Raw genomic sequence first — 13942 nt, 5'->3', positions numbered from 1 at the left:
TTATGTCGGAAAAGAGTTCTATTGTAAAACATATTGATGATTTAGCCGATGGCGTTTGGGATTCTGTGGTGGTTACTGCGTATGGTTTTTCTGAATTTCTATACAAAGTTTCTGGTCTAAAAGATTTTATTTTTGATAGTGGTAATAAAGAGCAACAAGAGGCTATTGAGGAATTTAAGGTATTTGTCGATTCGCTAAAGCTTATAAAAGATAATTCTACCATTAGAGATATGGTTATCGACCAAATAATCCAAGACGCAAAGGATCGACCATTGTATTATGCTGGTTCTTTGATTGGACCTTCGGCAATCGCCTCTCTTATTAAGAATGCTGGAGCTAGAGTCGCATATTCTAGTGGAGTGTTCGTTCAAAAGGGCTTTAATGCTTCAAACAAATATATTTACCCTAATTACAAAACCCTCCAAAACAATATCTGCTCACTATATAGCAATGATAAAAACTACACCAATCTTTTTAATCAAGATATGATAATGTGTAGTTTTTCACAAAATGAAAATCCAGAATCTAAAACACAATCTCTACAACAAGAAATGCAAAGGCTCTACCATAATATTCAAAAAACTAATACAGAATTTAATGCGTATAAGCCTATTCCTATTATTTCATTTACAAATCCAAAGGTAGCCTATATCCAAAAGCTTAATCCTAAAGATATACACTCCCTCACACCAAACTCTCCCTTACACCTCCTTAAAGCCCTCTTTTTCTGTGAGAATTATATACTTTTAGATTCTAATAAAGAGCCATTATTAAGAGAATCTAATTGGCGAGAGTTTTATAACTACAAATCTGACTTTTATACTATCTTTATTGCTGATAAACAAGCCCTAACCCAAGACTACATCAATGAGAGAATATCCCTCTATAACGCCATAATGCAAATAAGAAAGCAAATACAAGATAAAGAAATACAAGAGTTACAAAAACAGCAACAAGAGCTAGAGCAACAACTACAAGGATTAGATTCTAAAGAGAGAGAATCTAAACTCCAAGAATACCAAAGAGAGCAGGAAAGAAAACAAAGAGACAAAGAAAGACAAGCACAACGACAAGTAAGATTCTCTAAAGGTAATACTACAAGCACCACACAGAATCTAAACACAAACAACAATGCCTATATCACAAAAGACTCCTATCTCATCTTAGAATCTAATGATAGAGATACAAAAATTATATTCTTAGATTCTCTTAAAGACTCTCATATTCGCACTTTTAGTAATCCCCAAGCCAATGCTAATACTTCTACTAACTCCCTAGATTCTAACAACAGCTATCTTGCTAATACCTCTCTTAGCTTTGCTAATCTTATATTCCAGCATAATAACAAAGTAAGCATCTTTGCTAGAGATAATAGCATTATAGATTCTAAACAAATAGAACAAGACTTTAGTATAGATGTGAGTAATATGCCTTGTGATGTATATTTTTATGCTTTATTGCTTAGAGGTGGTAAAGAGGATATAGACAATCCTAGATTTTTCTATGGAGAAAAGGGAGAGGTATATATGAGTGATGAGAGTGATAATATAGAAATCTTTTATAATAATGCAAGAGTATCTATGACAAACTACTATTATCACGCATATAGCTAATGTATAAAAGAATCAAGGGAATACACAATGAATCTAAGAGAATGCAAGATAAGATTCTAATCATACATAAATACATAAAGGATTACTATGCCAACACATACAGATATACAAGAGATACAACCAATAGACACTCGTTTCGCTATCAATCTCTCTACCAAAACTCCCCCTACAAAACACACAGAGCAACAACACAGACAAGCCTTGCAACAAAAAGACCAAGATTCTAAAACCCAAGATTCTATTCAATCTACCGCTATGCTCCACCCAATACTAGAGGATAATGAAATCAAATGTCCTCATAATGGAGTAGTAAAACTAAAAGCTAACAAAGGCAAACCCTTCACTTCTAAAGGTATTCCTTTAGTCTTAGAATCGGATTTGCTAAATGCTCAAATATTAGGTTATACTAATCCCATGCAATACAATAATACATCACTTAGGAATAACACATGCAAATCATACATCTCTTAATCCTTAGTCTTGTTTTGGTGCTTTGTGGTGGGTGTTATAATGGCGAACTGATACAAAAAGACTATAAAAAATATGATAAACTGCGAATGCAAATAGATGACGATACAAAAATCTATGATACTTCTGTGCCAAAACACTATTTTTATACATATTTTTTCGAAAAGGCTCTCAATACGACTGAAATAATAGAATATATTTTTAGCAAAGATACGCAACAATCAAATGTGTATCATAAAACTATTCTTGGTGATGAATTGATAAGATTTACTAAAGATTCTCACTATCAAGCATTTTTGAAACAAATAGTTATAGAATACACAGAAAAGAGGGTCGATAAAAAAACGATGATTACAAAACAAACTTTTACATTCAAGAATAAAAATACACAAAAGATTTTAGCTCAAGTGCATGATTACAGAAATTATGAGCAAAGATATAAAATTTATAAAGCAGGCTGGAGTGTTTTTCAGCGTTGGAGGACAATTGATGAGATGTGCGAAGATGGTAGTGCAATAGATGTAGTAGGCGAGGCATGCTCATGCAAAACAGGAGATTATCTTAAGGAAAGATTACGTCCAGAAACACGCCAACTCGTAGAAAAAAGTTGTGAAAATATGAGTATAAATGAAAGGCTTGAAAATTTTTGGTGTCTATGTTTAAAATCCTATAAAGACAATAGCCTTACGCCTGTATTGGGTGTGCCAATAGAGTGGTTAGAGAATATAGAGAATGGTAATTTCGTATGGTAAGGAGCATAAATGCCACATAATCAAATACCAAACAATCAAGATATAATGTTAGATTCAAATGCAAATCTCTTGCTATATGAAGCACATATAAGGCTTATGTATAGATATGCTATTTTGGCTTTGGCGGGGAATGTAAAACTCACATATTTTATGGAAGCAAGAAAAAGAAATGACTATACAGATGTCAAGAAAGATTTAGATATTCAAGGAAATAAAATACAATGCAAAATAGAAAAAATAGCAACTTGTCTATCATTACTAGATGAGTATAATAAAAGCATATTGCGAGGTTTGAGTGATTCTCAAAAAATGTTATTTTTAGCACTTGTTCGTTCAAACAAGGATATAGGCGATAAAATACCTGTTGGTGGTCTTAAGATATTTTACAAAATTCCTAAAACACAAGAAATTTATGTGGATAAAATAGCAATGACTATCGCCCTAAACTTTGCTAAAAATTATGAAGTGATAGACCACATCAATGAAAATGATAGAGAATCTAAAATGGGCTTTAGGGCTACGCTTTTTAGAGATATAAGAAATAATGAATATGTTTTGGGTATAGCAGGGACTGATGCCCCAAGCCCCAATCCTCTTACAGTTGATTGGAAAGATATAGGGACTGATGCTTCCTTGACATTGAGAAAACTCCCTAAAAAGCAGTATGATTCTATGATAAATTTTTACTTTAGGCTAAAGCAAAGCGGAAAGATAGCACATAACACACCAATAGTGGTAGTAGGACACTCACTAGGAGGGTATCTTGCACAGCTTTTTGCTCTCACATATCCGCATATCACACATGGGCTTTATACCTATCAGGCACCGGGCGCAAAGAGACTATGGAGAGGAATATTTAGCTTTTTGCAAAGCCTTAATATAAAAGCTAGAGATACACAAACAGATATGCGAGAGCATAGAAAACAAGCCTATAAGAATCTCTCAAGGGCTAATAGGCAAGAGGCAATGAATATCCTAAAAGACAAAACCTTTCATATCCATACCGATAAAGATTCTAATCTCAACAATAACCAATGGATATTATTAAATTTTGTCCAAGAGCTAGGCACAAAAACACCGGGCTATTTGTATTATATCAATGACAAAAACAATGACTTTCATCACCCAGCCCATTGTGTGCGTGCATTAGAAAGGCTAAATAGATTGCTAGATGTAATCCACCATAGCACAAAGACTCAAATGAACTTGCAAGATTTAAATCTTTTTCTACGCAATCTGTATCATTATTCTTTGTTGCATAAAAGGGGTGAGACTCTAAGCGAGGCGATAGATTGTGTATTAGATGATGTAGCGTATTATCAAAATCTCATAGAAATGAAAAGCATTGATTTTTTGCAAGATAGGGGCTTAGAGCCTTTTGCAGAAAATCAACAAATATACATTATGCCACTTAGAGCCAATGATTTCACAAATATCCCCTTAGATTCTCTCAATAAGCTTGATTTAGGCTACTTGCGTTCATTGGTAAAATCACAGGCTTATAGACTTATCGCACACGATACTATTAGCCTATTAAACTTCAAAAACATTTCTTATTTTTTAGGCTACAATGCAAGCACATACAAAATTTATCAAAATGGGCTAGATGATTTTAGTCTAAACGCCTATATTGATAGATTTCATCTCTGTATAGAGCAAGGTGAAACTCATAGGGTAGTATTTAAAGAAGAGCTACTCTCATAAGTCAAAGGAATCGCAATGAAACAAAATGTAAGCATACAATATTCTAGTAATGATTTTTTAATCTTAGAAGATAGAGCGATTTATTTTGCAAAAAATAATGATTGTATTGATTGTATGGAGATAGCAAAGATTGCTGATATAGAGAATATTTATATCTCTTGGTTTGGTATTTTACTCACAGGCTCATCTGAAGCTCCCAACAATCCTTTATTCTTTGGTGAGCTAGACAAAGAGGGCGTGTTTATAGAATCTAAGCCTGTGTATCACTTAATCGGTGAGATAGATTCTAGCTCTATAGAATCTACAAGCAACAATAGAGATTCTAACAATTCCCTAAGCACCCTCCACATATTCCTCAATGGCAATACCTTAACTCTCCTTAACTACTCCCTCTTAGACTCTAGCCTCAATATTAAACTCAAATGTAATTCCTCTGAATCTAAAGCAATACAAGAGAGAGAAAAAGCACAAAGAGAGCAAAAAGACCAAGATTCTAAAACCCAAGATTCTATTCAATCTACTTCTATGCTCCACCCAATACTAGAAGATGATGAAATAAAATGTCCTCATAATGGAGTAGTAAAGCTAAAGAGTAATAAGGGTAAGACCTTTACTTCTAAAGGCATTCCTATGGTATTAGAATCTGATTTATTAAATGCTCCAATCATAGGTTGCACTAATCCCATACTAAGTGGAGGACCTTGCACCTCTGTAGCTGTAATCTTACCTAGCTCTCGTGGATTAAAGAAGTTTAATGATGACTATCCTATCATGCAAGATTTAGTATCTAGTGGTTGTCTCACTGACAAAGGCTTCCCTCTAACTTGCACTCCTAAAGAAAATACCTTTAAAATAAACTCCCCTAAGCCAATAGATTCTAACACGCAAAATAAACAAAAGCTAGAGCCACAAATAAAGCTCTATAAACCAGCTCTAAGACTGCATTATAAAATCCACTCTTATCAAAAAGACAATCTCCCCATATATAGAATAAAGTGTAATGACACACTCATAGAATCTCACAATGACACTCCACTAGATTCTATCACTATTGATATAGCTAAAGATACTAAAGATTTACATGATATACATAACTTAGATAAAGCATTGCAAGATATACTCTCTATATTGCATTCCAATCTTAAACAATCTTTTATGAAAGAATATATGTATAAATATGTATCTTTACAGCTGGATTCTAATATGCTTTTACTTATACTCCTTATCCCACAAAAGATTCCAAAAATCTATAAAGAAGCCTATAAAGAATACCAAGATAAAGAGTATGGTGTTGGTAGATATACATATGTATATGAGTATTGCTATCATAAAGATTTGGACATAAAAGACTATGCAAAAATAGGATTAGATTCTAATCCTAGTAATGCTACTATCCTCACACTCCACACACCTTATAAGACACAAAAGCTAGAGATTGCATTAGCCAATGGATTAGATTCTCTCATAGAATCTAAGGATAGAGAACAAAACTTAGATTCTCTACTCACACTTAAGCTTATCAATGGAGGATATAAAGAGAAGTATTGGAGCTTTGGGGAGGGAGTGGAGGAAAAGGAAATAGAGGAAAAAATAGATATATCACAAGGCATTCTTATAGCGAGTAATGATGATAAGATAGCTTTTGAACTCTTGGCTACAAACCCCAAACATCAGTTTAATTGTCCTGATGTAGAAAGTGGCAGTTTTATTCAAAATCTAAGAGGTTTTAGTGGAATGTTAGATTTCTTAGAAAATGCTATATATAGCGCAAAGGCTACACTCGATTATGACAACCTCAAAGAGTATGAATCTTACAATACTGCCGAATATAAGAGTAACAATATCTATGCTAAAAATAAATGCTTAAGTGAGAGAATAAAGGCTATTTATGCAAAAGATTGGCTTTCTACTCTATCCAAAGATATACAAGAAGCTTATAATAGTGATATACATATCTTTATGGGACAATGGAAAGAAACATTACAAGAAAATCACCAAAATATCCAAAGCTTTGTTGCAAGTTTTTGCAAAAAAATGGGGTGTATAGGTCTTAAAATAAAGAGCATTAACTCAAGAGATAATGAAATGAATATATCAATTTCAGATGCTACGATAGAAATAAGAAGCTATAGTGCAGTGTCCTTGCATAATCAAAGAGTGCAAGATAGGCTATTATTTCTACTTAGACAATGGTATATAATCTTTCATTCTCAACATAATTCTTTTGATGTATTATTGCGAAAATATATGCGTTATATTGAAATAAACATTAGGTATTTTTATGTATATGATGAGTCTGATCAATATTTTTATACACAAATTTGCGTAAATGACCTACAAAGATTGAGGGAAGTCGTATAATGCGGTATTTTTTGATGATTTTTTGCATATTTTTTACAAGTCAAGCATTTGATTTTTCACAGCATAGATGTTTTGTAAATAGTTGTGCTCCAAATGATAAAGCTTGTCATCAAAAACGCAAACAAATACTGCAACGAGAGGACATACGAAATTTTAATGAAATCACGTATTGTTTCAGACTCAATCTTGTGGTGTCGGGGAGTATTTCAAATCTTGATATAGATACAGAGAATACATGCTCATGTAAGGCAAATAACCAAGTAACATACTGCCTCCCATACATAGAATCTCCACAAGATTCTAGCTATCCTTGTAGTCCAAAAATGCTTGAAATATATGAGCAGCAAAGGCAAGAAAAAGAAGCTATGTGTGAGCAGTTTAAAAAAGATTGGATTGCAAAGAAGTATCCTTGTGCCTTTGATAGCGACAAAGAGGCTGTGAGTAATTGCCAGCAGGAGCTTTATAAAAAGTATTGTCAATGATAGAATCTAAAGATAGACAAGCCAGAGAATCTAAAAACTCTCAAAACAACACAAAACAAATCATAGATTCTAAGCCCACCAGCAGTGTTAGGGAATCTAGAGAATCTAAGCCAATAGATTCAGATAGTGTATGTGCGCGAAGCGGAGGCAATGGGGGCTTAGCTCCCATTGACGATACCAATTTGCCACAGGCAAATTGCAATGAGATAATAGATTCTCTACTCACACTTAAACTTATCAATGGGGGATATAAAGATAAATTGTGGAGTTATGGGGAGGAGGTGGAAGAAGAGATAGAAGAGAAAATAGATATATCACAAGGCATTCTTATAGCGAGTAATGATGATGCAATAGCATATCAGGCATTAGAGGAAATGAATAAAAAAGAAAAATGGAAACAACTTAAAACATCATATCTTGCTATACATAATATTGCTCAGACAGATATAAAGATGTCAAGACAAAGAATAGGCGAAAAGAGATTATGGGATTGGATACATAGTGAAGACAATTATCTTGAGTATGGTGAGAATGAATTTATCAAAGCTGAAATACGTTATTATAAGATAGGTGGTCCCATATATGATGTATTTCTGAATACACCACATCAATATATTAATACTTGTGCTGCTAGAATCAGTAAAGCTCTTACGGATTTTGGAATAGTTATTAAAAAGCTACAAGGCATGAAAAATAATGCTTATGTGGCAAATGCTGGGACAAATACCAAGCCCTATAAAATTCTTGTAAGAGTTGAAGATATGATAGACTTTTTAAAACTTAATGATAGTTTGGGAGAGCCTATCGTTTTTAGACCAAAAGTAAATCAAACAAGTGATGCTTTTTGTAAGGAGGTTTTATCTAGCCTAAATGCTAACGGAATTATTGCCATGATAATTACTTTTAGAGATGCTGGTGGACATGTAACACTTTGGGATAATGATAAAGGAGAATTTTTAGACAATGTAGATAATTCAGATGGAGTAAACTATATGAACGGTAGATACAACATTAGAGAAGTATATTTTTGGGAGATTGCAAGATGAAATATATAGTTATATGTTTTTTGGGCATATCATTTGGTTTGGCTTTTTGCCTTGATGAAACAAAGGCGTATGCGGGAAAACAAATGTCAGCAGAAAATGAGTTTAGTAAAGAACCTACTACATATTATGTAAGATGGGCATTGATGTATTGCTTAGGTTATGTTTCTAATGAAAATAAAATGTATCAAATGCCCAAATGCAAAGCAAGAAAAGAAACAAAAAACCCACACCATATAGACAATATGGTGCAACTTTTTGGTAATCAAGCTTTTAAAGAAATAAAAGCCTATATTGACAAAAATCTAGAATATGAAACTTTTGATAAGGGGAGAGTTAATACGTGCTTTGAAAAAATCTATTACAACAACGAGATTCAAGAAAAATTTAAAGCAATAGTAGAGAAACACCGAAATGAAAAGAAATAATGGTTTTTATGAGTTACCAATTTCATATGACACTTATAGAATCTCATAATGATACTCCACTAGATTCACTAAGCATTGATATAGCAAAAGATACCAAAGAGCTAAGTGATACAAATAATCTTAGCTCTAACTTACAAGATGTGCTCTCTAGCATATATGCTAGCCTAAAGCAAACCTACACCAAAGGCTATAAATACCACTATCTATCCTTACAGTTAGATTCTAATGTCCTTATTCTCATACTTCTTATCCCACAAAAGATTCCAAAAATCTATAAAGAAGCCTATAAAGAATACCAAGATAAAGAGTATGGTGTTGGTAGATATACATATGTATATGAGTATTGCTATCATAAAGATTTAGACATAAAAGACTATGCAAAAATAGGATTAGATTCTAATCCTAGCAATGCTACTATCCTTACGCTACACACAGCCTATAAAGCACAAAAGCTAGAAGTAACACTTGCTAATGGATTAGATTCTATAATAGAATCTAGGGATAGACAAAGACAAGCTAAACTTGACAGAAAATCTCAAAACAGCACAAAACAACAAAGCATAGATTTCCTACTGACTATTACCCTTATAAATGGTGGTTATAAGGGTAAGTTATGGGGATTTAGGGAAAATAGCGAAGATGGTATAACTATACTTAATCCAAAAAAAGACTTTATGGGGGCAGAGACAATAAGGACAAGCATTCAAAAATCAACTCCACAAAGAAATAAACAAGTTCATCTTTTATTTTATGGTGGTGCAAGAAAAATTGGAGACAATGCGGCATTTTATTATGCTTCTATAAATGTTCTAAAAGATTATAAGCACTATTATCCTAATGATATTTTTATACATGAATTTGTGGATTCAGCAAAAACTATAGTAGATAAAATTAATGAACAAAATATAGAATCTATTGCTTCATTAGATCTATTTTTTCATGGTAGTAAATGGGGATTATATATGTATAAAGGTGCTTCAATGTATAAAGAATTGTTGAGTGAAGACATTAAAGAAAACAAATTAAATGCAAGTCTTTATGCCAGTAAAACCGCAGATTTACTGACTGCTTGGGACACTCATGAGGAAAAAAGGACAATATATGATGTAAAATTTGATCGATTTATTTCAAAAGGAGCAATCATTGAAATACATGGTTGTGAATCTGGCGGAGATCTTTATGTGATTGATAGTATTTCAAAAAATCTATCCGAAGAAATTCCACAAGGATATGTTGTGGGACACACCACAAAAACAAATCCAAATATTGATAACACGCAAGATAATGCAAAGCAAGATTATCGACATGGAGTAAGGGCTATTTGGCAAAATGGCAAGGTCATCAAAAAAACCACGCAAAAAAGGTGGATAAATTTTAACAAGGAAATGATATGAGACAATATGTATTGATTGCATTGTTGTTATTCTTTTGTGCGTGTAGTGTGGATAAGCCTATCACATTGTATGCGATAAATATGATGTATGCATGTGAGTGTCCAAGATATAGGGTGTTTAGGGTAGAAGATACAGAATCTAGACTTACAGATGGTGAAATTGATTTAGATAAAAACGCAAATCTTTCTAATGAAATATGGCATGTGATGAATTTGGAAGTTCCTCAAAATCTTATTGGTGTAGATTTGGAATTAGAGTTTGAAAGTGCCGAAAAAGAAAGGGAGTTTAGCAAAAATGAGGGTGTATCGCCTATCTGTAATATTTATTATTTTAACGGCACATTGCATCAAGGATTATTTGGCAAAGCAACTCTTTATGTTAAGGATTACACAATTATGCCAAAGAGTAAAAATTGTATCTCGCAGATAATTGAATAATGATTGTATAAAATTTACTATATATAAGGGATTTTTTATATGTAAAATGGGGGTTTGAAAAGCCATACAATCCAAAAGAAATGTATTCAAAAAATGATAATATAGCATTTAGACAAGAGTTGCAAAACTTTAAGAAAAATGGTATTGTGGTTATGCAAGTAAGTGGTTGGGGAAATGCAGGGGGACATACGACTCTATGGAATGGGAAAGGGTTTTTAGATGAGACAAATTATTTAGACTATTATAAAGAAGCTATATTTGTCCGAGAACTCTGTTTTTGGGAATTATTGTAAAGGGAGAGTTTATGTGATGAAAAAACTTTGTTTGTTTTTGTTTTTATGTATTAGTAGTGTATATGCAGATTCAAATACAGAGTGTTTGGGCGTAGATTTTCTATCAAGTCGCCCACTTAAAAAGGCTGATAGTGAATTCCATTATTTTGCAAAATCAAGAATGATAAAGACGGCAAAGGAATTTGGAGTGGGAATCTGTCTTGATTATTATGGATTGTCGCAAAAAATTGAAATAATGGAAATACAATGGTTTGATATATTTTTTCAACAAATAGAACAAGTGGGCAATACAGATAGTGGACGATGTTACACTACAAACAAGCGAAAGCAATTGCAAGAGGAAATAAAAACTTATGTGCTATCACAACCACAAGGAATCTCAAAGATACGAACCTGCCTAGAACTCTACGATTCCAAAGAATACCAAGCCGAAGTGGAACGCATTGTCAAAAAATACTGCAAGGATTGCAAGTGATTCTATGCAAAAAGTATTGTGGCAATGATGGCACAGATGGACTACGACATACTACTTTATGGAATGGAAATAATTTTGTGGATGTGCAAAATAAAACAAACTACAATTATCTGCTTGAGCTTATATGGAATGATAGCTTTGGTAATACGCATATCTATCATTCTAGCAATTTTCAATTTTGGGAATTAAAGGACTGATAATGAAAAAAATAAAAATTATTATATTATTTATGTTTGTATTGTGCGTTACTTTTAGCAGTGCTATTGAGGCTATTACTATTTTAAAAAAAGCTGATAACCTGCCTTATTCCTATGAAAAAAAGGTGAGTATGCTTAAAAAATTGGGATTTGAGTATTGTGTTGAGCAGGATAAGTTTAGCGAAAATAGTTTTTGGTTTTTTCACATTACGCATAAACTTCAACTGCGCAACAATAATCATTCGTTTTTCTACATTGAAAATAATGATGGTTTTATGCAGTTTAAAAATTTCATAAAAGCTCATACACAATCCAATTTTATGCCACGATTCTATACCTGTCTTGACCTCTACGATTCCAAAGAATACCACGATGAAATTGAACGCATTGTCAAAAAATACTGCAAGGATTGTCAATGAGTATCCCCCAATATCTCCCTAAACTCTTTAAAGAACCCTATAAAGACTATGAGCATAAAGATTATGGTATAGGACAATATAAACCACTCCTAAATTATTCTAAAGACATTAAAGAATACAGAGAATCTACTCATTCTAAAGATACTTCTTTACAATCTATAAGCATTACTCATACAAGAGTATTCCTTTCTCCTTTTAAAGCAAACAAACTTCACTTTACATTTGCATTAGGCTTAGATGATTACTTAGACAAAGACAACATTACAGAGCTCTAGAATGAGAATATAAAAAACAAAAGGAGGATAAGTGTTTAAAGAGAACAATGCCAAAAAGGAAAGACAGGCACAGCAAATAATTCCATTTGATGAAACAACTTTATCAACAGAATTAGAATGCTGCTACAATGAGTTTAAATATTATAAAGATAAAGCAAAGAATGAAATCGCAGCACTTGGGTTTGCAGTAAGTTATATTTTACAGTTCTTATGGCAGAATACCCCCAAAATTGACACAATTATAGATTTTACACAAATGATAAGACAAACAAAAATTATAAACTCGCAAGAGCAACAAAAATTGCAAGAAATACAAAGCCTATTAAGTGCTAAAGGTATAGAACCCCTAAAATTGTATTATACTCCTTATCCAAGAGATACAGAAGATTCAGAGGAAAAACTAAAAAGACAAAGAGCAGAAAAATATTCACGCCACCAAGACAATAAAAATAATATCATACGACAAAATAAACGCCCTATAAGATTCTATACGACACTTGATTGGGATAAATTTTATATGAATTTTCCTGTGATAAAAAGACTAAGTAAAGATTATTTAAACAATAAGCAAGGCATATATAGTAAAAATTTTACAGACCAAATGGAAGAAATGCTTACTCAAAATCAATATATTTTTAGCATATTGAAAAAACTCCCTCAAGGAGAACATATTTTTCACTTTGCCATAGATATAAGGGAAAATAGGAGTGATAAAAATGTGGATTCTTATATCATCATAAGAGAGGGCGATAAAGTGCCACAAGGATACAAGCTTGTATCACAATGCAAACCTTATGAGATAGATACTTTAAATTGCCAGAACCAAAGTTTTAGTGATGAAGAATTTATGAGACAAGCCATTACGAATTTGCTACTAAATATGACAGGACAATTTAGCACAGATATTTCAGTAGCATTACTTATTAGGCAAGCGGGCAAGAATGTTCCTATCGTAGGACAAGGAATATTGGCTTATGAAGCCTACAATGTGAGCAAAGAAATTAATCAGCAATCTTGGAATGACACAATGCAAGATTTATCACTTTATGCGTGCAGTGGAAAATTTAGCCTTAATTATGCTCCTACAAAGATAAGCATTAGAAAACGAATTAAAGGCAACACAAGTGCCATAGAGTATCGTATTGATGAGATGGTAGCTTATATCTATGATAGTTTTGATTTTTTAGACCAATATCACGAGTTTAATGATGATGGAGAAATTATTAAGTTAGGGCAACCTGTGGGAGCTTGGGATTTTGAGAAAAGAGCCTTTAGTATATGGGGTTCAATTAGACAAATGGCGACATATAAACCTGAGAAGTTTATATTAAGCAATATGATTAGTTTAAATATTGAAAATGTTTTATTAGGAAGAAAGCAACAATTCTATTATCTCTACAACCAAGATTATCAAGACTATCAAAATTTACACCCTATGGACTAGACTTTAGGCTATATAGCAAGGATATAATTAAAACTTTAGATTTTAAAGACTTTCCTTTTAAAACTTTATCTAGCACAATAGGACAAGATGATGATTGAAAGCATTTTGTTTAGTTTATTAGGAATTGTTCTAATTGTCGCCCCCGTAATACCAGCTT

General features: G+C 32.7%; 16 protein-coding genes. All 16 read left to right on the top strand.

From position 1 onward, the window contains the following. Positions 1-2 precede the first annotated feature (2 nt). The 16 genes from DY109_RS10995 (at position 3) to DY109_RS10920 (ending at position 13785) form a co-directional block, all read left to right on the top strand. Complete coding sequence (locus tag DY109_RS10995) at positions 3-1613, top strand: hypothetical protein (RefSeq protein WP_244916685.1); 1611 nt, start codon at positions 3-5, stop codon at positions 1611-1613. An 87-nt stretch (positions 1614-1700) separates the two neighbouring features. Next, a complete protein-coding gene (locus DY109_RS10990) occupies positions 1701-2084 on the top strand; it encodes a hypothetical protein (protein ID WP_023947290.1) in 384 nt (127 codons plus the stop codon). Beyond that, the gene (locus DY109_RS10985) at positions 2063-2833 is read left to right on the top strand and encodes a hypothetical protein (protein ID WP_023947291.1); all 771 of its coding nucleotides are present in this window, start codon (positions 2063-2065) and stop codon (positions 2831-2833) included. The genes DY109_RS10990 and DY109_RS10985 overlap by 22 nt, the downstream gene beginning before the upstream one ends. Before the next feature lie 9 nt (positions 2834-2842). Next, positions 2843-4537 carry a S28 family serine protease gene (locus tag DY109_RS10980; protein ID WP_023947292.1) on the top strand — a complete coding sequence of 565 codons (1695 nt, stop codon included), beginning with the start codon at positions 2843-2845 and terminating at the stop codon, positions 4535-4537. 15 nt (positions 4538-4552) lie between these two features. Beyond that, positions 4553-6898, top strand: a complete 2346-nt coding sequence (locus DY109_RS10975; RefSeq protein WP_023947293.1) for a hypothetical protein — start codon at positions 4553-4555, stop codon at positions 6896-6898. Further along, a complete protein-coding gene (locus DY109_RS10970) occupies positions 6898-7380 on the top strand; it encodes a hypothetical protein (protein WP_015453698.1) in 483 nt (160 codons plus the stop codon). Before DY109_RS10975 ends, DY109_RS10970 begins: the two co-directional genes overlap by 1 nt. Next, entirely contained in the window at positions 7377-8426 is a 1050-nt protein-coding gene (locus DY109_RS10965; RefSeq protein WP_023947295.1) for a T6SS effector amidase Tae4 family protein, read from the top strand. Before DY109_RS10970 ends, DY109_RS10965 begins: the two co-directional genes overlap by 4 nt. Continuing rightward, the gene (locus DY109_RS10960) at positions 8423-8851 is read left to right on the top strand and encodes a hypothetical protein (protein WP_005219845.1); all 429 of its coding nucleotides are present in this window, start codon (positions 8423-8425) and stop codon (positions 8849-8851) included. The genes DY109_RS10965 and DY109_RS10960 overlap by 4 nt, the downstream gene beginning before the upstream one ends. Before the next feature lie 8 nt (positions 8852-8859). After that, entirely contained in the window at positions 8860-10245 is a 1386-nt protein-coding gene (locus DY109_RS10955; protein WP_235148534.1) for a hypothetical protein, read from the top strand. After that, positions 10242-10682, top strand: a complete 441-nt coding sequence (locus DY109_RS10950; protein ID WP_002957538.1) for a hypothetical protein — start codon at positions 10242-10244, stop codon at positions 10680-10682. The genes DY109_RS10955 and DY109_RS10950 overlap by 4 nt, the downstream gene beginning before the upstream one ends. Positions 10683-10705: 23 nt before the next feature. Further along, the gene (locus tag DY109_RS10945; RefSeq protein WP_081495252.1) at positions 10706-10975 is read left to right on the top strand and encodes a T6SS effector amidase Tae4 family protein; all 270 of its coding nucleotides are present in this window, start codon (positions 10706-10708) and stop codon (positions 10973-10975) included. Positions 10976-10991: 16 nt separating this feature from the next. Next, positions 10992-11450: a hypothetical protein gene (locus DY109_RS10940; protein WP_023947301.1), complete on the top strand. Its 459-nt coding sequence runs from the start codon at positions 10992-10994 to the stop codon at positions 11448-11450. Continuing rightward, on the top strand, positions 11447-11647 hold the full coding sequence (locus DY109_RS10935) for a hypothetical protein (RefSeq protein ID WP_023947302.1): 201 nt from the start codon (positions 11447-11449) through the stop codon (positions 11645-11647). The genes DY109_RS10940 and DY109_RS10935 overlap by 4 nt, the downstream gene beginning before the upstream one ends. Positions 11648-11649: 2 nt before the next feature. Beyond that, positions 11650-12066 carry a hypothetical protein gene (locus tag DY109_RS10930; RefSeq protein WP_023947304.1) on the top strand — a complete coding sequence of 139 codons (417 nt, stop codon included), beginning with the start codon at positions 11650-11652 and terminating at the stop codon, positions 12064-12066. Further along, entirely contained in the window at positions 12063-12341 is a 279-nt protein-coding gene (locus DY109_RS10925; protein WP_023947306.1) for a hypothetical protein, read from the top strand. Before DY109_RS10930 ends, DY109_RS10925 begins: the two co-directional genes overlap by 4 nt. A gap of 31 nt (positions 12342-12372) precedes the next feature. Beyond that, positions 12373-13785, top strand: coding sequence for a DUF6402 family protein (locus DY109_RS10920; RefSeq protein WP_023947308.1), 1413 nt, complete (start codon positions 12373-12375; stop codon positions 13783-13785). Positions 13786-13942 lie beyond the last annotated feature (157 nt).

Origin of the sequence: Helicobacter fennelliae (assembly GCF_900451005.1) — a bacterium.
Classification (GTDB): Bacteria; Campylobacterota; Campylobacteria; order Campylobacterales; family Helicobacteraceae; genus Helicobacter_B; species Helicobacter_B fennelliae.
The sequence above is the reverse complement of the archived record's forward strand: the minus strand, read 5'-3'. Positions and strand labels throughout refer to the sequence as shown.